The following is a 25800-nucleotide window of genomic DNA, read 5'->3' on the forward strand; positions in this document are numbered from 1 at the left end:
GCGACGATGGACGTCGAGGAGTATCCGCGCAAACCGCCCGCGCTGTGGACCGAGTTCGTGATGCTGGCGCTGGCCGTGGCGTCGGTGGCGCTGCTGGTGTGGATCACGTTCTTCCCCGTGCCCGCCGGGGCCGAGCACTGGATCGTGGCCGCCGACTACGCGATCTGCGCGGTGTTCGCCATCGAGTTCGCGTGGCGGTGGCGGCGCGCGGACTGGTCGTGGACGTTCCCGTTCGTCTACTGGTACGAGGTGCTGGGCATGATCCCGGTCACCAGCCCGTTCTTCCGCGGCTTCCGGCTGCTGCGCGTGGTGGTGATCGCGGTCCGGCTGGCCCGCGCGGCCGATCGCGTGTTCGGTGACCGGGTGACCGCGGCGCTGGTGAACCGGTTCGTGGGCACGATCGTCGAGGCCGTCAAGCGGCCGGTGACGATGGCGGTGCTCGAGGAGGTCGCGCAGGTGCTGCGCACCGGCCAGTACACCCGCAACATCGCGCTCGCGCTGGAGGAGAACCGCGACGAACTCGACGCCATGATCGTCGAACTGATCAAGAACGATCCGCAGATCGGCCGGGTGCGCTACCTGCCCTTCCACGAGGACGTCATCCGCGGCATCGCCAACACCAGCTTCCGCATCCTGTTCCAGGCCCTCGGCGATCCGCGCATCGACGAACTCATCGGAGATGTGTTGCGGGAGAACGTGAATCAGATGCGGGTCGCCGTACGCGAAGGTCTCGAGGTGCCGGAGACGGTGGACCACAAGGCGATTCGCTGAGCTCGGTGCCCCGTGCTCAGTGCTCGGTGCCGTGCCGGATCTCCGCGCGCGGTTCGGCGTAGCGCACGACCTCCCACGCGATGAGCGCCGCGAGCACCCCGAACAGCACCGCGAGCGCGGCCATCGCGGGCAGATGCGCGGCGAGCGGCACCAGCGCGATCAGCACGACGGCGGTGAGCGCCCGCGGCCACAGCACCACCCCGGTGGCGTAGTGCCGGAAGCCGATCAGCGCGATCAGGTACAGCACCACGCCGCCGTACAGCGCGAACAGCGGTATGCCGGTGAGCCGATCGCGCAGGGTGTGCTCGGCCGCGCCGCCGAGGTAGCTCTCCACCTTCTTCAGGCCGAGCGAGAGCGCGATGATGCCGACCACCATCGGGAAGTGCCAGTAGGTGTAGCAGTTGCGCGCGATGCGCACGCGCCGCTCGCCGTGCGCCTGTTCCATCGCGTGCTCCACCACGGCCGCGCCGACATCGAAGTACGCCCACCACAGCAGCGCCGAAACACCAAGGGCCAGAAGCGATCCCACCGTGATGGGCCAGGAGATCGGCAGTCCGGCCACGCCCACGCCGATCGAGACGATGGATTCGCCCAGCGCGACGATCACGATGAGGCCGTGCCGCTCGGCGAAATGGGCGACGGAGTTGACCCGCCATTCGTTGCCCGCGAACATCGTCCAGAGCATGTCGCCCGCGATGGCCGCGAGCCACCACCAGATCTGCGCGCTGCCGTGGTTCACGGCCGCGACGATCAGCAGCACCGTCCCGATCGTGATCGAGCCGATCGACCAGCGCGTGACCTGGCGGCGCAGTTGCTCGTCATGGCTACTGGCACACCAGAACACGTACAGGTGCACCAGCCGGATCACCAGGTAGCCGATCGCGAACACCAGCGGCGCGTACCACCCGCCCGGAAAGTCGTGGAACGCTTCGGGAATCGCGAGCGCCATGATCAGCGCCGCGCCCATGGCCGCGAACATCGCCACCCGCGCGATGCCCTCGTCGGCCTTGATCACATTGCCCAGCCAGGCGTAGGCGATCCACACCCACCACATGACCGCCAGGACCAGCAGGGCCCGCAGCATGTTCGGCGCGGTGGTCTCGTGCGCGGCGAGATCGGTCACCTGCGTGAAGGCGAACACCAGCACGAGATCGAAGAACAGCTCGAGTTGGGTCACCGAGGAGTTCTCGGTGACGGCCTGCATGCGGCCCCGTCGGACACCCGTCATGGGGACATCGTGGCAGGCGCTCAGCTCACTTCGTAGTTCTCGAAGCGAAATTTCTCGATGAACTCGATGAGGTTCTGCACGGCCTCGTCGTTGACCCGGTTGAGCGTCCGCTTCATCAGCAGGCCCGGCACCGGGATCGGCAACTGCACCTCGGTGTGGTACCAGACCTCGGTGCCCTCGGCCACTTCCTCGATCTCGAACCAGCCCCTACCGCCGCCGCCGATGCCGCTCTCGACCACCTCCCAGGCGATCCGGTCCTCGGCGCAGTCGTATTCGATGACCTGGCGGTCGTGGTTGTTCATCGGTGTCACCGTCGCGTAGACCCGCTTGGGCCGGCCGAACTCGTCGCGCGTCGCCACCCGCACGTCGTTGTGCCACGGTGACCATTCCGGAATCCGCTCCACCGCGAGCAATGCCTCCAGCACCTGCTCCGGATGGACCTCGACGAGAAATCGGTGGTCGGTCTTCGTGCGCATTGCCTGTGCCCTCCACCCCCCGTACTGGTACGGCCCGATTGTCTCCGTGGTCACAGCCGCACGTCAACCATGTGGTCTGTTTCACACGTGTCGCTCACAGGGTTCCGGCGCGGGTTTTGTGTGCGCTGCCAGGGCCTTGACACCACTTCAGTCGTAGTACTACATTCTGATCACTACATACGGAGTACAACGGTCAAGGCGGTAACTACATGCGAAAACTCGTCTACTACGTGGGTGTCTCGCTGGACGGATACATCGCCGGGCCCGCGGGCGAATTCGACTTCTTCCCGGTGGCGGATGACGTGACCGCGTGGATCGCGACCGACTACCCCGAAACGATTCCCGCGCACCTGCGCCCGCATCTGGGGATGGCTGTGGACACTCCGAACACGCGGTGGGACACGCTGATCATGGGTCGCGGCACCTACGAGCCGGGACTCGCGATCGGGGTGGCCAGCCCGTATCCGCATCTGAAGCAGTACGTCGTGTCGAGCACGCTGCCCGAGGCCGAGGATCCGGCGGTCGAGATCGTCCGCGAGAATCCGGTCGCGCTGGTGCGGCGACTCAAAGCCGAAGAGGGCCGCGATATCTGGCTGTGCGGCGGCGGAACGCTCGCCGGGGTGCTCGCCGACGAGATCGACGAGCTGATCCTCAAGACCTACCCCGTGGTCGCCGGTACGGGTGTGCCCGTCCTTGCGGGCGCGTTCCGCCCGACGCGGTTCACCCCGACGGCGAGGCGCGAATTCGCCAGTGGCGCACAGGTGAGCTGGTACACCCGCGCCTGAGCGTCAGCCCGCGAGGAACGACAACCGGACCTCGCGGACCGGGTTGTCCACATTGAGGTCGACCATCGCCACCGATTGCCAGGTGCCCAGGGCCATTTCGCCGCGCAGCACCGGCACGGTGGCGTAGGGCGCGATCAGCGCGGGCATGACGTGGCTGCGCCCGTGTCCGCGCGAGCCGTGCGCGTGCCGCCAGCGATCGTCGGCGGGCAGCAGATCCCGCAACGCCGCCAGCAGATCGTCGTCGCTGCCCGCGCCCAGTTCGATCAGCGCCACCCCGGCGGTCGCGTGCGGCACGAACACGTGCAGCAGGCCGTCCCGCCCCGCGGCCACCTCCCCGAGGAAGCGCGCGCACTCGCCCGTCAGGTCGCGCACGACCTCGTCCCGGCCGGTCTTCACCTCGACAACGGTGCTCTCCATATCCGAGTCCTTCCCGAATCACGCGCCCGTACGCAGCAGCGCCGCCACCCGCTGCGATGTCTCGTGCAGGCGATCGAAGACGTCCAGGATCAATTCCAGCTGCTCGACCGTGTAGTCGCCCAGCAGTTTCCCGAACTCGCGGGCCAGCGGCTCGTAGTGCGCGCCGATCTCGGCGACCCGATCCTCGGCGAGGGTCACGATGACGCGGCGGCGGTCCGCGTGGTCGTGTTCGCGGCGGACGAAGCCCGCGGCCAGCAGCCGGTCGATCATCCGCGTCACCGCGCCCGTGGTCAGGCCGGTGCGGGCGGCCAGCTCGCCGGGGGTGGCGGAACCGTTGAGCCGCAACAGATTCAGACAGCGCAGGTCGGTCACGTGCAGGCCCAGTTTGTCGGCCACGGCCTGATGCATCATCACCGCGTCCGTCGCGTTGCGCTGCGCCGCCACCGTGAGCCGCGCGCCCAGTTCCGCCTTCGTCGTCATGCTTGACAGCATAGCCGCTTTCGCTCAGTATCTTACTCAATCAAATATTTCTCGACGCAGTTGATGTGTCGATCAGAGAAAGGCCCACCCATGACCACCCAGCAGCTCGCCGACGAAACCGCGATCCGCACCCTGTTCGACGACCTGAATCGCGCCTGGGCCGACGGCGACGCGGCCGCGTTCGCGGCCTGCTTCACCGCCGACGCCGACTACGTGACCTTCTTCGGCCCGCACTACCGCGGCCGCGCCGATATCGAGGAGATGCACCGCCCGGTGTTCGAGAAATGGCAGAAGGGCTCGCGGCTGGACGGGGAGATCACCTCGCTGCGCTTCGTGACCCCGGATGTCGCGCTCGTGCACGGCAAGGGCGCGGTGGTGAAGGGACGCGGGCGGCGCAACCGGTTCAACACCAAGGTGAACCTCTTCGTGGCCGTGCGCGAGGACGGGGAATGGCGGTTCACGGCCTTCCACAACACCAAGCAGAACTGGTTGCTCACCGCGCTGACCACCCGTCATGCCCCCGCGCCGGTTTCTTGAGCCCGGTCACAGTCGGAGGTGGGCCGGAAACGGGTAGACATCGATCGGTACCCTTAGTTGCTGGTAACAGCCAGCTCGTCGATCTTGGAGGACCCTGTCGTGGCTCTCGTCGTTCAGAAGTACGGAGGATCCTCGCTCGAATCCGCCGAGCGAATCCGTCGCGTCGCTGAACGGATCGTGGAGACGAAGAAGCAGGGGCACGACGTCGTCGTCGTGTGCTCCGCCATGGGTGACACCACCGACGAACTGCTGGATCTCGCCCAGCAGGTGGCGCCCGCCCCGCCCGCCCGGGAACTGGACATGCTGCTCACCGCGGGCGAGCGCATCTCGAACTCGTTGGTGGCCATGGCCATTCACTCGCTCGGCGCGGAGGCCCGGTCGTTCACCGGCTCGCAGGCCGGGGTGATCACGACCGAGGCGCACGGCAACGCGCGCATCATCGACGTCACCCCCTCGCGGGTGCGGCAGGCCCTCGACCAGGGCACGGTCGTGCTCGTCGCCGGTTTCCAGGGCGTCTCGCAGGACAGCAAGAACGTGACCACGCTGGGCCGCGGCGGTTCCGACACCACCGCGGTCGCGCTGGCCGCGGCGCTCGAGGCCGACGTCTGCGAGATCTACACCGACGTGGACGGCGTCTTCACCGCCGACCCGCGGATCGTCCCGGACGCGCAGAAGCTCGACCAGGTCTCCTTCGAGGAGATGCTGGAGATGGCGGCCTGCGGGTCCAAGGTGCTCATGCTGCGTTGTGTGGAGTACGCCCGCCGCTACAACGTGCCCGTGCATGTGCGCTCCTCGTACACCGACAAACAGGGCACCTATGTCTACGGATCGATGGAGGACATCCCCTTGGAGAAAGCAATCCTCACCGGCGTCGCACACGACCGCAGCGAGGCCAAGGTGACCGTGGTGGGCCTGCCGGACGAGCCGGGCTACGCCGCCAAGGTGTTCCGGGCCATCGCCGATGCCGAGATCAATATCGACATGGTGCTGCAGAACATCTCCAAGGTGGAGACCGGCAAGACCGACATCACCTTCACCCTGCCCAAGACCGACGGTCCCAAGGCGGTGGAGTTCCTCACCAAGCGGCAGACCGAGATCGGCTTCTCCCAGGTGCTGTTCGACGACCACATCGGCAAGGTGTCGCTGGTGGGCGCGGGCATGAAGAGCCATCCCGGCGTCACCGCCACCTTCTGTGAGGCGCTGGCCGAGGCCGGGGTCAACATCGATCTCATCTCCACCTCCGAGATCCGAATCTCCGTGCTGGTCAAGGACACCGAACTGGACGAGGCGGTGCAGGTGCTGCACAAGGCGTTCGATCTGGGCGGCGACGAGGTGGCGGTCGTGCACGCCGGAACGGGGCGTTGATCATGGGTGTGCGTGTGGGAGTCGTCGGGGCGACCGGGCAGGTCGGCGCCGTCATGCGAAAACTGTTGGCGGAGCGGGACTTTCCCGCCGACGAGGTGCGTTTCTTCGCCTCGGCGCGTTCGGCGGGCAAGACGCTGCCGTGGCGCGGCGGGGAGGTCGTGGTCGAGGACGCCGAGACCGCCGATCCCAGCGGGCTGGATATCGCGCTGTTCTCGGCCGGGGCCACCATGTCCCGGGTGCAGGCGCCGCGGTTCGCCGCCGCCGGGGTCACCGTGATCGACAACTCCTCGGCGTTCCGCAAGGATCCCGAGGTGCCGCTGATCGTCTCCGAGGTGAATCCGGAGCAGGCGCGGAATCTGCCCAAGGGCATCATCGCCAATCCGAACTGCACCACCATGGCCGCCATGCCGGTGCTCAAGCCGCTGCACGACGAGGCCGGGCTGCACCGCCTGATCGTGTCCAGCTACCAAGCGGTTTCGGGCAGCGGCCTGGCCGGTGTCGAGGAGCTCGCGGGCCAGATCCGCGCGGTCGCCCCCGAGATGGAGAAGCTGACCCACGACGGTTCCGCGGTCGAGTTCCCGGCCCCGAACAAGTACGTGGCCCCGATCGCCTTCAACGTGCTGCCGCTGGCCGGTTCGCTGGTCGACGACGGCTCCGGCGAGACCGACGAGGACCAGAAGCTCCGCAACGAGAGCCGCAAGATCCTCGGCCTGCCCGACCTGCTGGTGAGCGGAACCTGCGTGCGCGTCCCGGTCTTCACCGGTCACTCGCTGTCGATCAACGCCGAATTCTCCCGGCCGCTGTCGGTCGAGCGCGCCCGCGCGATCCTCGCCGACGCTCCCGGCGTGAAACTCACCGACGTGCCCACCCCGCTGGCCGCCGCCGGTATCGACGAATCCCTCGTCGGCCGCATCCGCCACGACCCGGGCGTCCCCGACGGCCGCGGCCTGGCCCTGTTCGTCTCCGGCGACAACCTGCGCAAGGGCGCGGCGCTCAACACCATTCAGATCGCAGAGGTGCTGCTCCGCCGGAGCTGAGGCTCAACGCGGGCGCATGCCGTCGAAGACGATGGCGAACGTGTGGCGGCGTTCGTCATCGGTGATCTCCGGGGAATGGGTGGCGAGGAAGACGCCCCGGATGATGCGCTTGAGATCGGTCGGGCGCAGGTCCGCGCGGATCGCGCCGTCGTCCTGGGCGCGGCGCAGCAGGCCGTCGATCTCGTCCCACAATTGCTGCGTGGGAGCGGAACATTCGACGGTGTCGTGGCTGCCCAAGGCCTCGGCGAGGTCGCGTTTGAGGCCGCCCTCGGCGACCATGCGCTCCAGGAAGGCGAAGAAGGCCGGGCCGGGTTCGTCGGCGCGCGCCGCCTCCCGGGCGAAGTCGATCATGCGCTCGAGATTGTCCACGATCGCCGCGTGGAACAGCGCCTCCTTCGTCGGGAAGTGCCGATAGACCGTGCCGGGGCCGACCCCGGCCCGGCGCGCGATCTCGTCCAGCGGAACCGAAATGCCCTCGGCCGCAAAGGCTTCCCGCGCCGCGTTCAACACCCGCTCGCGATTGCGGCGGGCGTCGGCGCGCAGGGGACGTGTCTCGGTCACGGCGCGAGTCTACCGAGTCGGGCCATTGACAAGCGGGGCGATCGTTCCGGAAGATAAGCGGGGCGTTAATTCCGTTTACTGTCGAAACGAGGTTGCCATGACCGAGACCCCGCGCGAACTGGTCGAGAAGCTGCTCCGGGAACTGCCCGCCCGCGACGCCGACGCCTTCGCCGCGCTGTTCGCGCCGGACGCGGTGTTCGAGATCCCCTTCACCGTCCCCGGTCCGCCCGAACGGCTCGCGGGCCGCGAGGCCGTCCGCGACCATCTGCGGCGGCGGTGGGCGGGCACGAGCGGAATCGAGGTGCACGGCATCGACTTTCAGCTGCACGAGTGCGCCGACCCGGAACTGTTCGTCACCGAGGTCGATGTGGACATGACCCGTCCGGGCGCCGAGCGGGCGCGAATTCGTACCTCCGTCAACGTGATCCGGATTCGCGACGGCGCGATCGTGCTGTTCCGCGACTACATGAACACCGCCCTGCTGGCCGGACTCGACGCCTGACTCAGCGAATGCCCGGCGTGCGCGGATCGGGCCCCAGGCACACCACGACGAAACATCCGGGCGGCGCGTCGGTGAAGGGCGCGGCGAGCGGAGTCTGCAAGCAGGACAACACATTACAGCCCGGGTAGGCGGCCGGTCCGAACCCGAACACCGACGCGGCGATATCGGGATCGATGTAGTCGCCCGGATTCAGCTCGATCGCCTGCTCCACGTACGGCCCGGGATCGGGGACCGGCGGCCGTCGCATGGCGGCCACCAGTCGACGGAAGAACTCCCAGGACAATTCGTCGGTGGTCTGCAACACCCCGGACACACCCCGGCCCGTGCGATTGCCGAACACGCCCGTCCACACCACGGTCAGATCCCACTCCGGCACCACGAACACGTTCTGCAACCCCAGTCCCGACATGAGATACGTGTCGCGCGGCAGGAACGCGGGCATCTCCACGCATCCGGCGCCGACCCAGAACAGATAGCCGTAACAGGGATTGGCCGCCGAGGGCCGCCGCGCCGCGCGCAGGAACTCGCTCGACACCACCCGCCGATCACCCCAGCGCCCGTCGTCGGTCACCAGCAGGCCCAGCCGCGCCAGATCGTTCGGCGGGATCAGCAGGTGGGCGTAGCCGTAGGTGTGCCCGGAACGGTCGCGGGCCCAGTAGTAGTCGCCGCGCGCGATGCCCAGCGGATCGAACAACTCGCGCTGCGCGAAGCGCTGGAACGGCTCGCCGACCGCGAGTTCGATCACATAGGTCAACAGGTCCACATTGCGCTGGCTGTAGGTGAATTCGGTGCCGGGCGGATTGTCGAACGGCGTGCCCAGCGCCTGCACCGCGCTGTTGGGATCGATCGGGACGACCGCGGTCAGCCCCTCGGTCAGCGCGCCGATCCGCAGTCCGGAGGTCTCGGTGAGCAGGTTCTCCACCGTGATCGCGCGGTGGGCGGCGTCGCCGAGGCCGGGCGGCAGGTACCGATCGATCGGGGTGTCCAGGTCGAGCAGCCCACGGTCCCAGGCGATTCCGGCGACGAGCGCGACGACGCTCTTGGTCACGCTCCACACGTTCCAGGCGGTGTCGCCGGTGGCGGCGTTGCTCGGGCCCTCGCCCACCAGGCAGTTGTGCCGGAACACTTGCACATTGAGCCGATTGCGCTCGCCGGTGAACGCCAGCGCGGCGGCCAGCCGGTCGGCGTCGAAGCCGGCGGCCTCCGGTGTCGCGCGGGCGAACTGCCGTCCGGCCGGGACCGCGCACCGGGTCTCGTCGCCGGACTCGGCCGATCCGGGGGCGGCCACGAAAACGCCCGCCAGCAGTGCGGCGACGACCATGCCCGAAATCCACGCGCGGATGCGGCCCATGCCGGGAGGCTAACGCGCCGGGCGACACGCGGTGGCCAACACGCCAGTGTCGCAATGGAATCGAGAGCGTCCCCGCCGATCAGAGAAACATAACTATCGGTCTTTTCTTGTCTTGTTCCAGAAAAGCTGGACACTGGAGTCATGCACACCGACCCCTTCGATCCGCGTACGCGCCTGCGCGAGGCCGGGCTGCGCGTCACCGCGCCGCGCGTCGCGGTCCTGGATGCCGTGGTGGCCCAGCCGCATTCCGACGCCGATCGGGTGGCGGCCGCGGTCCGCGAGCGCCTCGGCACGGTGTCCACCCAGGCCGTCTACGACGTGTTGCGCGCCTGTGTGCACGCCGGTCTGCTGCGGCGGATCGAACCCGCCGGATCCGCCGCGCTCTACGAGGCGCGCACCGGCGACAATCACCACCACCTGGTGTGCCGGCAATGCGGCACCGTCGTGGACGTCGACTGCGCCGTGGGTCACGCCCCCTGCCTCGATCCGTCGGACGCGCACGGGTTCGTGATCGACGAGGCCGAGGTCGTCTATTGGGGTCTGTGCGCGAACTGCCGTCGCGTCGACCGACCCTAGGAGCCGGGCGCCAGCGTGGCCGCCAGCCGCGCCGCCGTTGCCGCGTCCAAAGGGGCGTGCCCGAGCAGGAACCGATACCAGAACACGCCGTAGACCTGGTCGACCACCAAGTCCACATCGGTGTCCGATGCCAGTTCGCCCCGCTCCACCCCGCGAATCACGATGCGCCGCAACGCCGCTCGCCGGGTCAGGGCGAACTGCCGCAGCAACTCGGCGGTGTGCGGATCGTCCGCCGCCTCGCGCATCAGGGTCCGCAGCGCCGAGGCGGTCGAATTCTCTTGCGCCCCAGCGAAACTCGCCGCGATCATGGCCGTGAGATCGCCGCGCAGCGAACCGGTGTCCGGTCGCGGGACCGATTCGTCGGCGCGTTCGAGCATGGCCGCCAGCAGGACCGCGCCCTTGGAGGGCCACCACCGGTAGATCGTCTGCTTGCCGACCCCGGCCGCGCGCGCGATGGCGTCGATGGTGATCGGGGCCCCGTCGGCGGCGGCGAGCAGTTCCACGGCGGCGCTCAGAATCGCCTGCCGCACCGCCTCGTTGCGGCGGCGCCCCGTGTGCGGGCGCGGCGGGCGGCTCGGGGATGCCATGGGAATACCGTACCGCCGTCTCCGGTTGTCGAGACTGTCAGTCTTGACAACAGATCTCGAGCAGAAGAGAGCAGCAGATGAACGCTCCGCACGTCGTCGTCATGGGTGGTAGTTCCGGGATCGGCGAGGCGACGGCCGCGGCCTTCGCCGCCGACGGGGCCGAGGTCACGGTCACCGGACGCGACCAGGCCAAGCTCGACGCAGCCGTCGCCCGGATCGGCGGCGCGACCACCGGCTTCCGGATGGACGCGAGCGACCGGGCCGACATCGACCGGTTCTTCGCCGCGTGCGGCCCGATCGATCACCTCGTCGTCGCGGTCAGCGGCGCGGCGGGCAGCGGTCCGTTCGCGGAGCTGGATCTCGACGACCTCGCCGCGGGTTTCGAGGCCAAGTTCTGGGCGCAGGTGCGGGTGGTGAAAGCCGCACTGCCGCATCTGGTTCCGGCCGGTTCGATCACCCTGGTGACCGCGGCCTCGGCGCACGCGGCGTTCCCGGGCACGGCCGGGCTGGCCGCGATCAACGGCGCGCTGCACGCGCTGGTGCCGCCGCTCGCGGTGGAACTCGCGCCGCTGCGGGTGAACGCGGTCGCGCCCGGCGTCATCGATACGCCGTGGTGGGACCGGGTGCCCGCGGAGCGGCGGGAGGCGCTGTTCGACGGGTTGGCCGCCACCACACCCGTCGGCCGGGTCGGCCGCCCCGAGGAGGTCGCGAGCGCGATCCGCGCGCTGGCCGGGAACGGATTCGTCACCGGGGTGGTGCTCGACGTCACCGGGGGAGCGAACCTGCCGACCGGCCGCTGAGCGATCTCGGCGAGCGCCGGCACTCGGTCGGGATGCTCGGGATCGATGTCGTTGCGCCACTTGCTCATCCGGGCAGGCGGCGCAGCTCCAGGGCGTCGAGGACGATGCCGAGTTCGGTGTCGAAGTGGGCGTCGCGGGTGCGGGCCGGATCGGCGTCGTGGTGGTCGGTGTAGCGGCGGTGGATGCGGGGGTACGGGCTCGAGGCCGCGCGGGCGGCGGAACGCAAGCGCCGCAACCACTCCGGTTCGCCCAGGCCACTGCGGGCGAGGGTGGTGAGCATGGCGGCCTCGGTGGAGGTCGCGCCGATGACGTAGCCGAGCAGGACGTTCGCCCCGCGATCGGCGGACTCCTCGTCGAAGCCCGCCGACTCCAGGATCGTCAACAGGGCTTCCGACAGGCGCATCATATTGGGGCCCAGGTGACTCAGGCCCGCGGTGCTCAGCACGCCGGTGATCCACGGGTGGCGCAGCAGCACGGCCCGGATGTCGCGGCCGAGCCGCAGCAGCGCGGGCCGCCAGCGCTGCGGGGGTGTGGCGGGAAGCCGGATCTCGCCGAAGGTTTCGTCGACGACGAGTTCGAGCAGTTCGTCCTTGTTCGCGACGTGGGTGTAGAGGGAGGTGGCCCCGGCGTTGAGTTTGGTGCCGAGGCGACGCATGCTCAACGCCTCGAAACCCTCCGTGTCCAGGAGTTCGATCGCCTCGGCCACGATCTGTTCGCGGCTCAGCACGGGTGTATCACGGCGGGGGCGCTGCGGGCGGGTCCAGACCGATGGGATCCCTCGCGCGTTCGCGGCCATGGCGGTCTCTCCTCTCCTGTCCGAGCCAGCATAGTGGCATTCGCACATATGTTCGCCCGCACGGATTCGCGTGCGGGACCGGAGAGGTTAGGCCGCTTTCAGAGCATGCCCCACCAGTACAACAGGCAGGCCAATACGAAGACGACCACGGTTTCCATCGTCGCTCCCAATCTCCTTGGCGCACTTGTCCACCATCATTCCTCGAGATGGCACGAAACGCCCAGGACCATGATCACAACGTGGCAACGGACAACGGTCCGGACGTGCCCGCCACCCCTCGCGAACGGGCACATCCGTACGAGAGCACGATGCCGCCCGGGGCTTGGTTCGGGCTTAAGAAGCGCTTGCAGTCGCGCCGCGTCGCCTACTCGACGATGACCACCACGAGGTGGCGCGGGCCCTGCCCGGCCGCGGCGATCGAGACCAACTCGTCCTCGTCGGGCGCCGCCGCGGGTCCGCGGAACCAGGTGATCGGGCGGCGGGAGTCGAGTTTGTCGAGGACGTCGGGCAGCGCGGGTTCGATCTGATCGGCCCGCACCACGCAGATGTGACAGCCGGGGGCCAGCAGCGACGCGCGGCCCTGACCCGGCCCGCCGTCCAGCACGATGGTCGCGGGCTCGACGACCGCGCCCGCGCAGCCGGTCACCACGGCGTCGGGCGTCTCGGTCGACACGAGCGGGTGGTCGGGCACGACCCGGTGGCCGTCGGTGTCCGCCCACACGGTGAGCCACTCCAGCGGCAGGCCCTCGGGGGCGACGACCGAACCGATGTCGTGCGTGGTGAGCGCCTCGGTCACAGCGTCGGCGATCTCGCTGTCGGAGATCCGAACCACTTGCGCGCCATCGTTTTTCACGCGTTCGGCGAACATGTCGACGAGTTCGGCGCGGGCGGCCGGATCCAGATCGGGCGCGTGGCGGCGGTGGCGGCCCAGGGTGACCGTGCGCTCGTCGTCGGGCAGGGCCTTGAGGGCGTCGGCGACCCGGCGCAGCATCTGCTCCCGATCGGTCATTTTCGCTTCTCGCCCGGAATGCCCGAGGTTTCGTCCCACCGGCGAGAACTTCGACTCGATTGCACCGGCAGCCTCACGAAAACCTCCAGATCCAGCCGGGTCGGCCTGGTCCCTTGTGCCGATCCCCGGTCCAGGGTAACGGGAGGAACCGGGCGGGCACGAGATCACCTTCCGGCGGTGCGGATGTTGTGCAGGAATTCGGCGTTGGTCTGGGTGCCGCGCAGTCCGGTCAGCAGGAGTTCGGCGGCCTGGCGGGGTTCGCGGCCCGCGAGGGTGCGGCGCATGGACTCGACGGCCGCCAGTTCGGCGGGGTCGAGCAGCAGTTCGTCGCGGCGGGTGCTGGAGCGGTTGACGTCGACGGCCGGGAAGACGCGCGCGTCGGCGATCTGGCGGTCGAGTTTGAGTTCGGCGTTGCCGGTGCCCTTGTACTCCTCGAAGATCACCGAGTCGGCGAGCGAGCCGGTCTCCACCAGGGCGGTGGCGATGATGGTGAGCGAGCCGCCGCCCTCGATGTTGCGGGCCGCGCCGAGGAACTTCTTAGGCGGGGCCAGCGCGGCCGCGTCGACGCCGCCGGAGAGGACGCGGCCCGAGGCGGGGGCGGCGAGGTTGTAGGCGCGGGCCAGGCGGGTCAGCGAGTCGAGCAGGACGACCACGTCGCGGCCCATCTCGACCAGGCGCTTGGCGTGTTCGATGGCCAGTTCGGCGACCGCGACGTGTTCGCGCGGCGGGCGGTCGAAGGTGGCGGCGGCGATGTCGGCGGGCACGGCTCGCGACAGGTCGGTGACCTCCTCGGGGCGCTCGCCGATGAGGACCATCATGAGCTGGCATTCGGGGTGGTTCTTGGCCACGCCGTGCGCGACCGATTGCAGCACCGAGGTCTTGCCCGCCTTGGGCGGGGCGACGACCAGGGCGCGCTGGCCCTTGCCGATCGGCATCGTGAGATCGATTGCGCGCGTGTTCAACTCGTGCGGTTCGGTCTCCAGGCGGAGCCGGTCGCAGGGATGGATGGGGACCAGCTCGGCGAATCGCGGTCGCTTGCGGGCCTGTTCGGGCGCGAGCCCGTTGACGGTGTCGACGCGCACCAGCGGATCGAATTTCGCGCCCGCCCGCCGGGTTCCGACGGCGCCGGTGACGGAATCGCCGGGGCGCAAACCGTTCTCGCGGATCAGGCGGGTGGATACGTGGACGTCGTGCTCGCCGGGCAGATAGCCCTCGGTGCGTAGCGACGCGTGGTTGTCGGAGATGTCGAGGATGCCGGTGACGGTCGTCGCCGGCACCGCATCCTGAATGTCGTTGTGTGTCATGATGTTTCCCCCTCCGGGAAATGTCGCGTGGGTACGGCGAACGGCCGTGACCGCGGCCTGGTGCCGCGAATGAGAACTCCGGCGGAACCGGAATGAAGACCTTGCGGGGCGGGATCAGATCAACCTGCGTCCACAAGAAGAACGATGCCTACGTTAGCGGCACCCACGACAACACGCAATCCCTTCGGATTGTTCCCGGCCCGAAAAGCAGGGCCGGGAACAGGAAGGGAGAGACCCCGGCGCAGGAGAGCCGCGGCCGCCCGGAGGGGCGGGGCGGCCGACCGGTATCAGGAGGCGCTGATCAGCTCCGCGGCCTTCTCGCCGATCATGTAGCACGGCGCGTTGGTGTTGCCGCCGGTGATGCTGGGCATGATGGAGGCGTCGGCGACGCGGAGGCCCTCGATGCCGAGGACGCGCAGCTGCGGGTCGACGACCGCGCGTTCGTCGACGCCCATGCGGCAGGTGCCGACCGGGTGGTAGACGGAGTGGACGCGGTTGGGGAGTTCGCGGCGCAGGGCGGTCTCGTCCCGGTAGGCGGGGCCGGGGGAGAACTCCTCGGTGACGTCGCCCGCGACGGCCTTGTTCGCCATGATGTCGCGGATGATTTTGATGCCCTCGACGAGGAATTCGGTGTCGGTCGGATCGGACAGGTAGCCCGGGTCGATCAGCGGGGAGGCCAGCGGATCGGTGGAGGCCAGCCGCAGCTCGCCGCGGCTCTTGGGGTAGATGAGCGTGGGGAAGATGGTCAGCCCGGCGCGCCGGTCGACCATGTGCAGCTTGTCCTCGTCCTGGTTGGGCACCGGATAGCTCCACGGCAGGGTGTGGATCTGCATATCCGGAATGTCTTGCGCGAACGAGGTTTTCACGAAGCCGACGACCTCGAACACGGTGCGGCCGAACCACGAGCTGCCGGGCCGGACCAGCTCGCGCATCAGGCCCGCGGCGAAATGCGAGGGGATGCCGCGGTGGATGGCCTTCTTCGAGATGAAGGTCATCGGCACGAACAGGTGGTCGTGCAGGTTCTGGCCCACGGGCAGATCGGCGTGCACGTCGATGCCGAGTTCGCGCAGCTGACCCGCCGGGCCGATGCCCGAGAGCATGAGGATCTGCGGCGAGCCCATGACGCCCGAGGACACCACGACCTCGCGGGCCGCGCGGATGATCCGCGTCCCGGACTTCTCGATCACCTCGACGCCGGTGGCCCGGCCCTTCTCGATGACCACGCGCGCGACGTGCGCGTTGGTCAGCACCTTCAGGCCCGAGTTCGGCCGATTGGTGATGAATCCGCGAGAGGAGCTGTAGCGCAACCCGTCTCGCACGCTCTGCTGGAAAACGCTGATGCCCTCCTGGGATTCGCCGTTGTAGTCGGCGATCCGCGGCACCCCGAGGGTGTCGGTGGCGGCCTCCATGAACTGCTGGGCGATCGGGGTCAGCTCGCGCTGGCGGGTCACCTCGATGGGTCCGCCCGCGCCGCGCAGTTCGCTCGCGCCGCCCTCCCAGTTCTCCAGCCGCTTGTAGGCGGGCAGCACGTCGGCGTAGCTCCAGCCGGTGCAGCCCTCGGCGGCCCAGGAGTCGAAGTTGGCCTTGTTGCCGCGCACGAACAGCATGCCGTTGACCGAACTCGAACCGCCCAGCACCTTGCCGCGGGTCATCGGGATCTCGCGGTCGTTGGCGTGCTTCTGCGGAACCGAGTTCTGCTTCCAGGTCACGCGCTTCTTGAGCTGGGGGACCGTGTGCACCATCGTGATCATGCCGGGGGTCGTCACCAGGCGGGTGTCGTCCTTGCGTCCGGCCTCGATCAGGATGACGCTCGCGCCGGTTTCGACGAGCCGGCCGGCCACGGTCGCGCCGGCGCTGCCCGCGCCCACGACGATGTAATCGGCCTCGCTGGTATCCGCGCTGCGGTCGGTCATATTCGCATACCTCATCCTCGAAGTGGCTCCGGACACACTGTAGAACAAGTTCTAATCCGAGAGAAGATCCGGGCCACGCCGGGATCGCCCTCGAGGCACTCGGACATGTGGTAGATCATCTCCCGGAAACCCCGGTGGGACGGGGTGGAGCGGCGTCTCCATCGAGGTAGAACTCGTTTCAGTTGTCCTTGTGCGGGCGACCCATGGGGAGCCGCGGGATCGAGCAGCGGCCGGTCGCGGTTCGTAAGATCGGATTGTGAGCATTCGTGACATTCCCGTCCGCACCTTGTCCGACGAACCCACCACCCTCGCCGACCTCGCCGGGGATCGGGCCCTGCTGGTGGTGAACGTGGCCTCCAAATGCGGCCTCACCCCGCAGTACACCGGCCTGGTGGAACTCCAGAAGACCTACGGCCCACGCGGTTTCAGCGTGATCGGCGTGCCGTGCAACCAGTTCATGGGTCAGGAACCCGGCACCGCCGAGGAGATCCAGGAATTCTGTTCGGCCACTTACGGAGTCGACTTCCCGCTGCTGGAGAAGGTCGAGGTGAACGGCGAGGACCGGCATCCGCTGTATCGGGAACTCGTGGAGACCCCCGACGCCGAGGGCACGGCGGGCGATATCCAATGGAACTTCGAGAAGTTCCTGGTGAATCGCGACGGCGACGTCGTGGCCCGCTTCCGCCCGCGCACCGAACCGAGCGACCCGGCCGTGGTCACCGCGATCGAATCGGTCCTCTGATCCGAGGGATTCAGCCCCGCAGCACCCGTAACGCCGATTTCTCCAGACGGTCCGCGATCTGCGCGTACGAGGCGTATCCGACGCCCGCGCGCACGAGCGCGCCCGCGTAGAGCAATTCCAGGGTCTCGACGATATCCGGATCGGCGTCGGGACCGAGCGCCTCGATCAGGCGGCGGCGGATCTCGGCGCCGATGCGCAGGCGCAGATGCGCCACATCGGGATCGGTGCCCAGCAGCGCGCTGGTGACCGCGCCCGCGAGCGCGGGTTCGTCGGCGACCAGCATGGCGGTCTGGCGCAGCACGGCCAGAACCCGCTCGGTGCGGTCGGGGGAGTCGACGATCGGCGCGGCGGTGGCGGCCAGGCGCCGCCAGAAGACCTCGGCGACCAGGTGCTCCTTGGAGGAGAAGTAGGTGTAGGCGGTGGCCGTGCCGACGCCCGCGGCGGCGGCGACCATGCGCACGGTGAGCCCGGCGAACCCCTCGCGCGCGAGCACCTCCAACGCGGCCCGCGTCAACCGGTCGACGGTGTCGGCCTGCTTCTCGGTGAGACGGCGGCGCGTGGCCTCCATATTCACCGCGGGCGGCTCGCTGGAAAGGGGATCAGACACGTGTCCGGATGCTACTATCTCAAAGCTTCGAGGGCAACTGGACACGCCTGACGGGGGCGGACGGAAAGGTATTCATCGTGACTCGTGCCGATTCGGCGATCTCTGAGGATACGGCCCGATTGTTCGAAATCGCCGAGGCGACAACGGGTTTCATGCCGCCCGACGAGGGTCGCGCGCTGTATGAGGCGGCGCTGCGCTACGGCGGTTCCGGAACGATCGTGGAAATCGGCACCTACTGCGGCAAGTCGTCGATCTATCTCGGCGCGGCCGCCCGGCGGACCGGGGCGACGGTCTACACCCTCGACCACCATCGCGGCTCGGAGGAGCATCAGCCCGGCTGGGAGTATCACGACACCTCGCTGGTCGATCCCGAGACCGGCGTCTTCGACACGGTCGCCACGTTCCGGCGCTCGATGGTGAAGGCCGGGCTCACCGACACCGTGGTCGGGGTGGTGGGGGCCTCGGCCACCGTCGCGCGGATCTGGCGCGAACCGATCCGGTTGCTGTTCATCGACGGCGGGCACACCGAGGAGGCCGCCCAGCGCGATTACGACAACTGGGCGCACTGGGTGGCCGCCGGGGGCGCGCTGGCCATCCACGACGTGTTCCCGGATCCGCGCGACGGCGGCCAAGCGCCCTATCACATCTATCGGAAAGCTCTGGACGGCAACGGTTTCCGCGAGGTGTCGGTGACCGGTTCGCTGCGGATCCTGGAGCGGTCCGCGGGCTGCGGCGGCGCGGCCTGAGCCGGGCTCAGGACAGCGTCGACACGCAGTCGCAGGCGAAGCCGGTGCTCATATCGGCGGTGGCGGCGAGTTCCCGGAACACGCCGTTGCCGCCGGAGGTGCGCGTCAACGCGTCGGCGGCCAGGATCATCGCGGCCCCGGTCCAGGTGGTGCGCTCCTCGGGCCAGTGCTTGCCGTCGGCGAAAACCAGTCCGGTCCAATAGGATCCGTCCTCGGCGCGCAGATGCTGCATCGCGGCCAGCAGATCGCGGGCGCGGTCGCGATCGCCCACGGTGTCCAGCGCGAGGGCCAGCTCGCAGGTCTCCGCCCCGGTCACCCACGGCCGGTCGCCGACGCAGCGGATGCCGATGTCGCCCACCACGAAATCGTCCCAGCGCGCGGCGATCCGGGCCTCGGCGGCGGCGCCGCGAAAGGCGCCGCACAGCACCGGGTAATACCAGTCCATCGAGTACCGGTCCTTGAGCGCGAACGCCTCCGGATGGTGCCGGATCGCGTGCCCCAGCCGCAGCGCCGCGACCTCCCACTCGGGCTGGTCGATGTCGAGGAACTCCGCCAGCGCCAGCGCGCACCGGATGCTGTGGAACATGCTGGAGCTGCCGGTCAGCAGGGCCTCCGGCAGGATCTCGGAATCGGTTCGCAGCCAATAGATCTCGCCACGTGGACCCTGGAGGGTGAGCACATGGTCGATGGCGGCGCGCACGGTCGGCCACAGCCGGGCCGCGAAGTCCCGATCGCCGGTGCAGCGCACGTAGTGCCACACACCCGTGGCGATGTAGGCGCAGAAGTTGGTGTCGGCGTCGGCGATCTCGATCGCGCCGCACCGGAACTGACTGGGCCAGGACCCGTCCGGGCGCTGGGTGCGGGCCGACCACTCGTAGGCCGCGCGCGCCTCGGTCAGCAGCCCCGCGACGGTGAGGGCCATGGCCGATTCGACGTGATCCCACGGATCGGTGTGCCCGCCCGGGAACCAGGGGATGGCGCCGTCGGATTCCTGTGCGGCCGCGATGGATTCGGCCGTGGCCAGAGTTTGCGCGCCCGTGAGGACGCCGGGTACCGCCGGGAGCTCAGCACCCGGCACGGCGCACCGCCGGTTTCGTGAAGTACAGGGCCACGCTCTTGCCGATGAGCGGGTTGAGCAGGTCCTCGGCGAGCCGGGTGACGCGGGGCGCCTTCATCATGTCCCACACCAGCAACCGGTGATAGGCGCGCACGGCCGGATGGTCGTTCGCCTCGACGCCGACCAGACACTTCAGCCACCAGTACGGCGCGTGCAGGGCGTGCGCGTGTTCGGTGCGCACGAAACGCAGTTCGCGGGCGGTGATCTTGGTGCGCAGTTCGTCGGCGCGGTAGATCCGCACGTGCCCGCCCTCGTTGGCGTGGTACTGGTCGGAGAGCAGCCAGCAGATCCGCTCCGGCAGCCAGCGCGGCACCGTGACGGCAAGGGCCCCACCGGGTTTGAGGACCCGGACCAGTTCGGCGATGGCCCGGTCGTCGTCCGGGATGTGCTCGAGGATCTCCGAGGCGATCACCACGTCGAATTCGCCGTCCTCGAACGGCAGCGCGAGCGCGTCGCCCTGCACGGTCTCCGCGCGGGCGTGCGCGGGCACCTCCCCGGCCTCGGCCATGGCCCCGAACATGACCTTCACGTCGGCGAGGTCGGCGGCGTTCTGATCGAAGGCGACGATGTCGGCGCCGCGGCGGTACGCCTCGAAGGAGTGGCGGCCCTGGCCGCAGCCCACATCGATGACGCGGGTGCCGGGCCGGATGCCCAGCCGGTCGAAATCGACGGTCAGCATGCGTTCGCCTCCTCGTAGTGATCACCGGACGAGCGGGCGATGGCCCGCTCGTAGACCGAGACCGTCTGCGCGGCGACGGCCTCCCAGCTGTACACCGCCAGCGCGCGGGCGCGCCCGGCGGTGCTCAACGCGGCCCGTCGCGTCGGCGAGTCCAGCAGACCGCCGACGGCCGCGGTCAATTCGTCGACATTGCCCGGCTCGACCAGTTCGGCGCAGTCGCCGACCACCTCCGGCAACGCTCCCGCGCGGCTGGCCACCAGGGGTGTGCCGCTCGCCAGCGCCTCGACGGCGGGCAGCGAGAAACCCTCGTACATCGAAGGGATGCAGGCCAATTCGGCCGAGGCCAGCAGTTCGGCGAGCTCCTGATCGGACAGTCCGCCCGCCACCCGCACGATATCGGAGAGCCCGAGTTCGGCGATCAGCTTCTCGGTGGGTCCGTTGGGTTCCAGCCGCGCCACCAGCCGCAGCTCCACCTCGTGCGTGGCGCGCAGCCGGGCCAGCGCGTGCAACAGCACCCCGATGCCCTTGAGCGGTTTGTCGGCGCTGGCGACCGCGACGACGCGGCCGGGCACCCGGCGTCCGCGCGGGCGGAACAGTTCGGTGTCCACGCCCAGCGGCACGACCCGCAATTGTTCGGGCGCGACGCCGAAGTCGCTCGCGATATCGGTGGCCGAGGACGACGAGACGGTGATCAGGTCCGGGATCTCGCGCGCCACCCGCCGCTGCATGCCGAGGAATCCGTACCAGCGCCGGACCAGCGGCGTGCGCCACCACTTCGCGGCGGCCAGATCCACCTCGCGGTCGCGGGTGATCGGGTGGTGGATGGTCGCGACCAGCGGCAGGTGCCGCGCGATGTCGAGCAGGCCGGAGCCGAGGCACTGATTGTCGTGCACCACATCGAATTCCGCGGCGCGCTCGCGCAGCAGGCGGGCCGCGCGCAGGCTGAAGGTGCGCGGCTCGGGGAATCCGGCCGTCCACATGGTGGCCACCTCGAGCAGATCGATGCGATCGCGGATCTCGCTCGGGCGCGGCGTGCGGAACGGGTCGGGCTCACGGTAGAGATCCAGGCTGGGCACCTCGGTCAGGCGCACCCGCGGGTCGAGCAGTTCCGGGTACGGCTGCCCCGACAGCACCTCGACCTCGTGGCCCAGTTCGGCCAGGCCGCGGCTCAGGTGCCGCACGTAGACCCCCTGTCCGCCACAGTGGGTCTTGCTGCGGTAGGACAGCAGGGCGATTCGCACGTTCTCGGCTCACTCTCCGATAGGCGACACAAGAAAGATCAGGATATTTCAGATCAGGCCGAGCTTCGCGGCGAGTCGATCCAGATAGCCCAGAACCTCGGCCTCGGTCCGATCCGGCAGGCCGTAGACCGCGTCGGTGACGCCGTGCTCGTCCCATTCGGCGAGTCGCGCCGGGTCGGGCTTGCCGTCCAGGGCCACCACGCGCGGCGCGCCGGACCGGCCCTCGTCCCGCCAGATCCCGTGCAGCAGGGCGAGCCGCTTCACCAGCAGATCGGGTTCGTAGGGAGTGGTGATCCAGCCGTCGGTGTGCCGGGCGACCCAGCGGAAACCCTGTTCGGTTCCGGCGGTTCCGATGAGCACCGGCAGCGCGGCCTGCGCGGGTTTGGGCCAGGCCCAGCTCGGGCCGAAGTTCACGAACCGCCCGTCGTAGCTCGCCTCGTCCTGGGTCCACAGGGCGCGCATGGCCTCGAGGTACTCGCGCAGCGCGGTGCGGCGCTTGTCGCCGGGGATGCCGTGGTCGGCGAGTTCGTCGGTGTTCCAACCGAATCCGGCCCCGAGGGTGACCCGGCCGCCGGACAGGTGGTCGAGGCTCGCGATGGTCTTGGCGAGGGTGATCGGATCGTGTTCGGTGGGCAGGGCGACGGCGGTGGCCAGTTCGATGCGCTCGGTGACCGCGGCCGCGGTGCCCAGCGCCACCCACGGATCGAGGGTCCGCAGATAGCGGTCGTCGGGCAGGCTGGCGTCGCCGGTGACCGGATGCGCCGCTTCGCGTTTCACCGGGATGTGGGTGTGCTCGGGCACGAAGAACGAGGCGAAGCCCCGATCCTCGGCGGCGCGGGCGGCCGCGGCGGGGGTGATGCCGCGGTCGCTGGTGAACAGGACGATGCCGAAACGCATTGGGCCGCCTACCTTCTCAGTTCGTCGCGGCGGCGCGCCCGGCCCGCCTGCCGTAGAAGCTGCCGTCGCCGAGCGACGACCCGCTGGCGTATCCGCCCGCACAGATGCCCGAGGTGCAGCGGCCCGCGGCGTACAGGCCCGCGATCGGCTCGCCGGACACGTGCAGCACGCGCGAATCCAGATCGGTCTTCAAGCCGCCCAGGGTGAATCCGGCGGTGAAGTTGCGCATGTCGAAACCCGCCAGCGGCGTGCCGATCGGCCTGACCCATTCGGGCTTCTTGCCCAGCACCGGGTCCTCGCCCGCGGCGGCGTGCCGGTTGTACACCTCGACGGTGGCCTGTAGCGCGCCCGCGGGCAGGCCCATATCGCTCTCGAGTTCCTCGACCGTTTCCGCGGCCCAGGTGGGCGGCTGCCGGAAGTACGGGCTCGACGTCTCGGTGGCCATGCCCTCCTCGAGCGCGGCCTCGTCGATGATCAGGAACGCCTGATTGTCCTGCTGGATGAGGGTGGCCTGGCCGATGCGCCCGGGGTAGGTGTCCTCGGGGATGTAGCGCTGGCCGCGGCCGTTGACCAGGATGCCGCGCACCAGCAGCTGCGGATCGCCGAAGAAGGCGACCTCGGTCGCGTCCATGTGGGCCAGTTCCGCGCCGAGCGCCTGGGCCACCCGGATGCCGATGCCGTCGTGCTGTTCGATGGCCGCGGCCGGGCGGCCGATCAGCCGGGGCGCGTAGTTCTCGACCATCTTCTGTTCGTAGGCGAAGCTGCCGGTGGCCAGCACCACGCCGCGGCGCGCGCGGACGTGCACGAGGTCGCCGTAGCGCTTGGCGACCACGCCGACCACCCGATCGTCGTCGTCGACGATCAGCCGTTGCAGCCGGATGTCGTATTCGGCTGTGACGCCGAGACTTTCGGCGGTGTCGGTGAGCGGCTTCATGAGCATGTAGCCGCCGCCCCGCTCGCCCAGTCGCTTGTCGGTCATCTGCGGGAGATGTCCGCGCGGCGCGGGGGGTACGAGGGTGTTGAACGGCGCGGCGTTCTCGCCGCCGGAGTACATCAGGCCCTCGTCGTGCGGCGGCTCCCAGCCGGGCTGGCCCCAGAACTCCTCCTTGAACGGGACGCCCTGATCGACCAGCCAGGTGTAGTGCTCGACGCTGCCCTGGCAGTAGTCGTGGATCTTGGCCTCGTCCACACCCGGACCCAGCGCGGCGAGCAGGAACCTCTCCATGTTCTCCGGGGTGTCCTCGAAGCCGAGGGCCTTCTGCAACGGCGTGCCGCCGCCGAGGTAGATGAAGCCGCCCGACTGCGAGGCCGCCCCGCCCCAGCCGCCGGTGCGTTCCAGGACCAGCACCTCGGCCCCGGCGCGGGCGGCCTCGATGGCGGCCGCGGCCCCGGCGATCCCGTAGCCGACGATCACCACGTCGGCCTCGAAGTCCCAGTGGGTGACGGCGTTCGCCCGCAGCGGTCGCACCGTGGCGGTCTCGGTCATGATCGGTTGCTCCTCGGCGCGCGGCGGTGTCTGGACACGTGTACGGACTATATGGTCGGGGGCGCGGGCGATGCAAGAACTTGTTTCAATTCTGCCGCCCTCTCGTGCGCCCGGCCCGCGCTTCCCGCTCATCGGGATCGGTGCCGGAAAGTGGCGACGACCTCGCGAGAACGTGTTCTACTTGGGCGGAGGAACGCCCGGGAGGTTCGATGACCGAGACAGCACTGGTGACGGGCGCGGCCAGCGGTATGGGCCGCATCGTCGCGCGCCGACTGGCGGCGGCCGGATACCGCGTCGCCGCCGTGGATCTGAACGAGGCCGGGCTCGCCGAGACCGCCCGGCTCGCGCCGGGCACGCGCACCCACGTCTGCGACGTCTCCGACGCGGCCGCGCTGCGGACGGTCGTCGACGAGGTGCGCGCCGAACTCGGCCCGCTCGCGCGCGTGGTGCACGCCGCCGGATTCGCCCGCGTGGGCGGCGCTCTGACACAGGATGTTTCGGATATCCGGCGGCTGATCGAGGTGAACTACCTCGGCACGGTGAATCTGTGCCAGGCGGTGATCCCGGCCATGAGAGCGGCCGGGACGGGCACGGTGGTGCTGTTCGCGTCGATGGCGGGCTGGCTGTCGTCGCCCGGCCTGTCGGCCTACGCGGCCTCGAAGTTCGCCGTGATCGGCTACGTCGACGCGCTGTACCAGGAGCTGCACGGCAGCGGGGTGCGGCTGCTGTGCGTCTGCCCGCCACACGTGGAAACGCCCTTCCTGGAAGGGGTTCGGGCCGTCGATCCGGCGGTGCTCGCCGGTCAGCGCGGCATGTCGCCCGAACGGGTGGTCGACGACATGGAGAAGGCGCTGGCCGGGCGGCGGACGCCGCTGTACATCTTCCCCGGCCAGGCGCACGCGCTGGTGCTGGCCCGCCGCTTCGCCCCGAATCTGCTGCGGCGGCAGATCGTCCGCATGGTCAAACCGACGGTGTGAAAACCTCAGCGCCCCTTGAACTCCGGCTTGCGCTTCTCGGCGAAGGCGCGCGGACCCTCCTTGGCGTCCGCGCTGCGGAACACCTCGAGGCCCAGTTCGGCGTCGATCTTGAACGCCTCGTTCTCGGGCAGGCCCTCGGTGTCGCGGATGGTCTTCAGGATGGCCCGCACGGCGAGCGGGCCGTTGGCGTTGATCTGCTCGGCGAGTTCGAGGGCCTTGTCCAGCGCGGTGCCGTCCGGCACGACGTGTCCGATCAGCCCGATCTCCTTGGCCTCGGTCGCGGTGAGGTGGCGGCCGGTCAGCAGGATCTCGGCGGCGATGGTGTAGGGCACCTGTCGCACCAGCCGCACGGCCGAGCCGCCGATCGGGAACAGGCTCCAACGCGCCTCGGACACACCGAATTTCGCGCTCTGCCCCGCGACCCGGATATCGGTGCCCTGGAGGATCTCGGTGCCGCCCGCGATGGCCGCGCCCTCGACGGCGGCGATCAGCGGTTTGGTCAGGCGACGGCCCTTGAGCAGGCCGGGCATGTAGGTGGGATCCCAGCCGCCGCCCTCGCTCATGTTGTCGGCCGGGCTCTGCCGATTCATGTTCTTCAGGTCGGCGCCCGCGCAGAACGCCCCGCCCGCGCCGGTGAGGACGCACGAGCGGATCTCGGGATCGTTGTCGACGGTGTCCCAGGCCGACACCATGATGTCGAGCATCTCGGCGGAGAGCGCGTTGCGCACGGCCGGGCGGTTCATGGTGACGACGAGCGTGGCGCCGCGGCGCTCGACCAGGGCGTGCGGTTCTGTCATGGGGACGAAGTTACCC

At 69.3% G+C, this 25800-nt stretch carries 28 protein-coding genes and 1 pseudogene; 11 read left to right on the forward strand and 18 right to left on the reverse strand.

The genetic code is table 11. The features are described 5' to 3' along the window. Nucleotides 1-6 precede the first annotated feature (6 nt). Nucleotides 7-771, forward strand: a complete 765-nt coding sequence (locus ACFYTQ_RS10480) for an ion transporter (protein ID WP_387359023.1) — start codon at nt 7-9, stop codon at nt 769-771. Between the two features lie 16 nt (nt 772-787). Here the strand turns inward: ACFYTQ_RS10480 and ACFYTQ_RS10485 are convergent, their stop codons facing one another. After that, the gene (locus ACFYTQ_RS10485) at nt 788-1999 is read right to left on the reverse strand and encodes a low temperature requirement protein A (RefSeq protein ID WP_387359025.1); all 1212 of its coding nucleotides are present in this window, start codon (nt 1997-1999) and stop codon (nt 788-790) included. A 20-nt stretch (nt 2000-2019) separates the two neighbouring features. Next, a complete protein-coding gene (locus ACFYTQ_RS10490) occupies nt 2020-2475 on the reverse strand; it encodes an SRPBCC family protein (protein WP_387359027.1) in 456 nt (151 codons plus the stop codon). 209 nt (nt 2476-2684) lie between these two features. Between ACFYTQ_RS10490 and ACFYTQ_RS10495 the strand changes: the two genes are divergently transcribed. Further along, entirely contained in the window at nt 2685-3260 is a 576-nt protein-coding gene (locus ACFYTQ_RS10495) for a dihydrofolate reductase family protein (protein ID WP_387359029.1), read from the forward strand. Nucleotides 3261-3263: 3 nt separating this feature from the next. Here ACFYTQ_RS10495 and ACFYTQ_RS10500 read toward each other — a convergent pair whose 3' ends face one another. Together ACFYTQ_RS10500 and ACFYTQ_RS10505 are read right to left on the reverse strand one after the other, a co-directional pair. Continuing rightward, nucleotides 3264-3677 (reverse strand): YjbQ family protein, encoded by a 414-nt coding sequence (locus ACFYTQ_RS10500; protein WP_387359031.1) that lies wholly within the window; start codon nt 3675-3677, stop codon nt 3264-3266. Nucleotides 3678-3695: 18 nt separating this feature from the next. Beyond that, the gene (locus tag ACFYTQ_RS10505; protein ID WP_387359033.1) at nt 3696-4157 is read right to left on the reverse strand and encodes a MarR family winged helix-turn-helix transcriptional regulator; all 462 of its coding nucleotides are present in this window, start codon (nt 4155-4157) and stop codon (nt 3696-3698) included. A gap of 90 nt (nt 4158-4247) precedes the next feature. On the opposite strand from ACFYTQ_RS10505, the gene ACFYTQ_RS10510 reads away from it, so the two are divergent. The 3 genes from ACFYTQ_RS10510 (at nt 4248) to ACFYTQ_RS10520 (ending at nt 7096) form a co-directional block, all read left to right on the forward strand. Beyond that, entirely contained in the window at nt 4248-4694 is a 447-nt protein-coding gene (locus ACFYTQ_RS10510) for an SgcJ/EcaC family oxidoreductase (protein ID WP_387359035.1), read from the forward strand. Nucleotides 4695-4793: 99 nt separating this feature from the next. Then, entirely contained in the window at nt 4794-6059 is a 1266-nt protein-coding gene (locus ACFYTQ_RS10515) for an aspartate kinase (protein ID WP_387359037.1), read from the forward strand. 2 nt (nt 6060-6061) lie between these two features. Continuing rightward, nucleotides 6062-7096 (forward strand): aspartate-semialdehyde dehydrogenase, encoded by a 1035-nt coding sequence (locus ACFYTQ_RS10520; protein ID WP_387359039.1) that lies wholly within the window; start codon nt 6062-6064, stop codon nt 7094-7096. A gap of 3 nt (nt 7097-7099) precedes the next feature. On the opposite strand, the gene ACFYTQ_RS10525 is transcribed toward ACFYTQ_RS10520, so the two are convergent. Beyond that, complete coding sequence (locus ACFYTQ_RS10525) at nt 7100-7657, reverse strand: TetR/AcrR family transcriptional regulator (RefSeq protein ID WP_387359041.1); 558 nt, start codon at nt 7655-7657, stop codon at nt 7100-7102. A 97-nt stretch (nt 7658-7754) separates the two neighbouring features. On the opposite strand from ACFYTQ_RS10525, the gene ACFYTQ_RS10530 reads away from it, so the two are divergent. Continuing rightward, entirely contained in the window at nt 7755-8159 is a 405-nt protein-coding gene (locus ACFYTQ_RS10530; protein ID WP_387359043.1) for a nuclear transport factor 2 family protein, read from the forward strand. Nucleotide 8160: 1 nt separating this feature from the next. Here ACFYTQ_RS10530 and ACFYTQ_RS10535 read toward each other — a convergent pair whose 3' ends face one another. Beyond that, nucleotides 8161-9510, reverse strand: coding sequence for a serine hydrolase domain-containing protein (locus tag ACFYTQ_RS10535; protein ID WP_387359045.1), 1350 nt, complete (start codon nt 9508-9510; stop codon nt 8161-8163). Between the two features lie 141 nt (nt 9511-9651). Here ACFYTQ_RS10535 and ACFYTQ_RS10540 point away from each other — a divergent pair, with 141 nt between their 5' ends. Next, the gene (locus tag ACFYTQ_RS10540) at nt 9652-10086 is read left to right on the forward strand and encodes a Fur family transcriptional regulator (RefSeq protein ID WP_387359047.1); all 435 of its coding nucleotides are present in this window, start codon (nt 9652-9654) and stop codon (nt 10084-10086) included. Here ACFYTQ_RS10540 and ACFYTQ_RS10545 read toward each other — a convergent pair. Further along, on the reverse strand, nt 10083-10673 hold the full coding sequence (locus ACFYTQ_RS10545) for a TetR/AcrR family transcriptional regulator (RefSeq protein WP_387359049.1): 591 nt from the start codon (nt 10671-10673) through the stop codon (nt 10083-10085). The genes ACFYTQ_RS10540 and ACFYTQ_RS10545 overlap by 4 nt on opposite strands. Before the next feature lie 77 nt (nt 10674-10750). On the opposite strand from ACFYTQ_RS10545, the gene ACFYTQ_RS10550 reads away from it, so the two are divergent. Continuing rightward, nucleotides 10751-11473 carry an SDR family oxidoreductase gene (locus tag ACFYTQ_RS10550; protein WP_387359051.1) on the forward strand — a complete coding sequence of 241 codons (723 nt, stop codon included), beginning with the start codon at nt 10751-10753 and terminating at the stop codon, nt 11471-11473. Nucleotides 11474-11537: 64 nt separating this feature from the next. Here the strand turns inward: ACFYTQ_RS10550 and ACFYTQ_RS10555 are convergent, their stop codons facing one another. From ACFYTQ_RS10555 to ACFYTQ_RS10570, 4 genes and pseudogenes are all read right to left on the reverse strand, one after another. Beyond that, nucleotides 11538-12200 carry a TetR/AcrR family transcriptional regulator gene (locus ACFYTQ_RS10555; protein ID WP_387359053.1) on the reverse strand — a complete coding sequence of 221 codons (663 nt, stop codon included), beginning with the start codon at nt 12198-12200 and terminating at the stop codon, nt 11538-11540. Between the two features lie 433 nt (nt 12201-12633). Beyond that, nucleotides 12634-13278 (reverse strand): lactate utilization protein C, encoded by a 645-nt coding sequence (locus tag ACFYTQ_RS10560; protein ID WP_387359055.1) that lies wholly within the window; start codon nt 13276-13278, stop codon nt 12634-12636. Between the two features lie 164 nt (nt 13279-13442). Then, nucleotides 13443-14597: pseudogene (locus ACFYTQ_RS10565) on the reverse strand (transcription termination factor Rho, short form); the annotation flags it as partial. A gap of 272 nt (nt 14598-14869) precedes the next feature. Next, nucleotides 14870-16495: a GMC family oxidoreductase gene (locus ACFYTQ_RS10570; RefSeq protein WP_387359057.1), complete on the reverse strand. Its 1626-nt coding sequence runs from the start codon at nt 16493-16495 to the stop codon at nt 14870-14872. A gap of 253 nt (nt 16496-16748) precedes the next feature. On the opposite strand from ACFYTQ_RS10570, the gene ACFYTQ_RS10575 reads away from it, so the two are divergent. Then, nucleotides 16749-17237 (forward strand): glutathione peroxidase, encoded by a 489-nt coding sequence (locus ACFYTQ_RS10575; RefSeq protein WP_387359220.1) that lies wholly within the window; start codon nt 16749-16751, stop codon nt 17235-17237. Between the two features lie 10 nt (nt 17238-17247). On the opposite strand, the gene ACFYTQ_RS10580 is transcribed toward ACFYTQ_RS10575, so the two are convergent. Next, nucleotides 17248-17811, reverse strand: coding sequence for a TetR/AcrR family transcriptional regulator (locus ACFYTQ_RS10580; protein WP_387359222.1), 564 nt, complete (start codon nt 17809-17811; stop codon nt 17248-17250). Between the two features lie 110 nt (nt 17812-17921). Between ACFYTQ_RS10580 and ACFYTQ_RS10585 the strand changes: the two genes are divergently transcribed. Then, nucleotides 17922-18590: a class I SAM-dependent methyltransferase gene (locus ACFYTQ_RS10585; protein ID WP_387359059.1), complete on the forward strand. Its 669-nt coding sequence runs from the start codon at nt 17922-17924 to the stop codon at nt 18588-18590. A 7-nt stretch (nt 18591-18597) separates the two neighbouring features. Here ACFYTQ_RS10585 and ACFYTQ_RS10590 read toward each other — a convergent pair whose 3' ends face one another. Genes ACFYTQ_RS10590 through ACFYTQ_RS10610 form a run of 5 tightly spaced genes read right to left on the reverse strand, consistent with a single transcriptional unit; the run spans nt 18598 to nt 24010 of the window. Next, complete coding sequence (locus ACFYTQ_RS10590) at nt 18598-19668, reverse strand: prenyltransferase (RefSeq protein ID WP_387359061.1); 1071 nt, start codon at nt 19666-19668, stop codon at nt 18598-18600. Next, nucleotides 19655-20386, reverse strand: coding sequence for a class I SAM-dependent methyltransferase (locus ACFYTQ_RS10595; protein ID WP_387359063.1), 732 nt, complete (start codon nt 20384-20386; stop codon nt 19655-19657). Before ACFYTQ_RS10595 ends, ACFYTQ_RS10590 begins: the two co-directional genes overlap by 14 nt. After that, a complete protein-coding gene (locus tag ACFYTQ_RS10600; RefSeq protein ID WP_387359065.1) occupies nt 20380-21627 on the reverse strand; it encodes a glycosyltransferase family 4 protein in 1248 nt (415 codons plus the stop codon). Before ACFYTQ_RS10600 ends, ACFYTQ_RS10595 begins: the two co-directional genes overlap by 7 nt. A gap of 48 nt (nt 21628-21675) precedes the next feature. Continuing rightward, nucleotides 21676-22524, reverse strand: a complete 849-nt coding sequence (locus ACFYTQ_RS10605; protein WP_387359067.1) for an LLM class F420-dependent oxidoreductase — start codon at nt 22522-22524, stop codon at nt 21676-21678. Between the two features lie 16 nt (nt 22525-22540). Then, nucleotides 22541-24010, reverse strand: a complete 1470-nt coding sequence (locus tag ACFYTQ_RS10610; protein WP_387359069.1) for an FAD-dependent oxidoreductase — start codon at nt 24008-24010, stop codon at nt 22541-22543. A 209-nt stretch (nt 24011-24219) separates the two neighbouring features. Here ACFYTQ_RS10610 and ACFYTQ_RS10615 point away from each other — a divergent pair, with 209 nt between their 5' ends. Further along, entirely contained in the window at nt 24220-24987 is a 768-nt protein-coding gene (locus tag ACFYTQ_RS10615) for an SDR family NAD(P)-dependent oxidoreductase (RefSeq protein WP_387359071.1), read from the forward strand. Between the two features lie 5 nt (nt 24988-24992). Here the strand turns inward: ACFYTQ_RS10615 and ACFYTQ_RS10620 are convergent, their stop codons facing one another. Next, a complete protein-coding gene (locus ACFYTQ_RS10620) occupies nt 24993-25784 on the reverse strand; it encodes a crotonase/enoyl-CoA hydratase family protein (protein WP_387359073.1) in 792 nt (263 codons plus the stop codon). Nucleotides 25785-25800: the final 16 nt, after the last annotated feature.

The sequence above is a fragment of the Nocardia sp. NPDC004068 genome (genome assembly GCF_042874315.1).
Lineage (GTDB): Bacteria > Actinomycetota > Actinomycetes > Mycobacteriales > Mycobacteriaceae > Nocardia.

Excerpts from the sequence above, each read along its gene's own strand:
- ACFYTQ_RS10480 (WP_387359023.1), top strand. The coding sequence starts at position 7 with ATGGACGTCGAGGAGTATCCGCGCAAACCGCCCGCGCTGTGGACCGAG.
- ACFYTQ_RS10485 (WP_387359025.1), bottom strand. The coding sequence starts at position 1,999 with ATGACGGGTGTCCGACGGGGCCGCATGCAGGCCGTCACCGAGAACTCC.
- ACFYTQ_RS10490 (WP_387359027.1), bottom strand. The coding sequence starts at position 2,475 with ATGCGCACGAAGACCGACCACCGATTTCTCGTCGAGGTCCATCCGGAG.
- ACFYTQ_RS10495 (WP_387359029.1), top strand. The coding sequence starts at position 2,685 with ATGCGAAAACTCGTCTACTACGTGGGTGTCTCGCTGGACGGATACATC.
- ACFYTQ_RS10500 (WP_387359031.1), bottom strand. The coding sequence starts at position 3,677 with ATGGAGAGCACCGTTGTCGAGGTGAAGACCGGCCGGGACGAGGTCGTG.
- ACFYTQ_RS10505 (WP_387359033.1), bottom strand. The coding sequence starts at position 4,157 with ATGACGACGAAGGCGGAACTGGGCGCGCGGCTCACGGTGGCGGCGCAG.
- ACFYTQ_RS10510 (WP_387359035.1), top strand. The coding sequence starts at position 4,248 with ATGACCACCCAGCAGCTCGCCGACGAAACCGCGATCCGCACCCTGTTC.
- ACFYTQ_RS10520 (WP_387359039.1), top strand. The coding sequence starts at position 6,062 with ATGGGTGTGCGTGTGGGAGTCGTCGGGGCGACCGGGCAGGTCGGCGCC.
- ACFYTQ_RS10530 (WP_387359043.1), top strand. The coding sequence starts at position 7,755 with ATGACCGAGACCCCGCGCGAACTGGTCGAGAAGCTGCTCCGGGAACTG.
- ACFYTQ_RS10535 (WP_387359045.1), bottom strand. The coding sequence starts at position 9,510 with ATGGGCCGCATCCGCGCGTGGATTTCGGGCATGGTCGTCGCCGCACTG.
- ACFYTQ_RS10540 (WP_387359047.1), top strand. The coding sequence starts at position 9,652 with ATGCACACCGACCCCTTCGATCCGCGTACGCGCCTGCGCGAGGCCGGG.
- ACFYTQ_RS10545 (WP_387359049.1), bottom strand. The coding sequence starts at position 10,673 with ATGGCATCCCCGAGCCGCCCGCCGCGCCCGCACACGGGGCGCCGCCGC.
- ACFYTQ_RS10550 (WP_387359051.1), top strand. The coding sequence starts at position 10,751 with ATGAACGCTCCGCACGTCGTCGTCATGGGTGGTAGTTCCGGGATCGGC.
- ACFYTQ_RS10560 (WP_387359055.1), bottom strand. The coding sequence starts at position 13,278 with ATGACCGATCGGGAGCAGATGCTGCGCCGGGTCGCCGACGCCCTCAAG.
- ACFYTQ_RS10570 (WP_387359057.1), bottom strand. The coding sequence starts at position 16,495 with ATGACCGACCGCAGCGCGGATACCAGCGAGGCCGATTACATCGTCGTG.
- ACFYTQ_RS10595 (WP_387359063.1), bottom strand. The coding sequence starts at position 20,386 with ATGCTGACCGTCGATTTCGACCGGCTGGGCATCCGGCCCGGCACCCGC.
- ACFYTQ_RS10605 (WP_387359067.1), bottom strand. The coding sequence starts at position 22,524 with ATGCGTTTCGGCATCGTCCTGTTCACCAGCGACCGCGGCATCACCCCC.
- ACFYTQ_RS10610 (WP_387359069.1), bottom strand. The coding sequence starts at position 24,010 with ATGACCGAGACCGCCACGGTGCGACCGCTGCGGGCGAACGCCGTCACC.
- ACFYTQ_RS10615 (WP_387359071.1), top strand. The coding sequence starts at position 24,220 with ATGACCGAGACAGCACTGGTGACGGGCGCGGCCAGCGGTATGGGCCGC.
- ACFYTQ_RS10620 (WP_387359073.1), bottom strand. The coding sequence starts at position 25,784 with ATGACAGAACCGCACGCCCTGGTCGAGCGCCGCGGCGCCACGCTCGTC.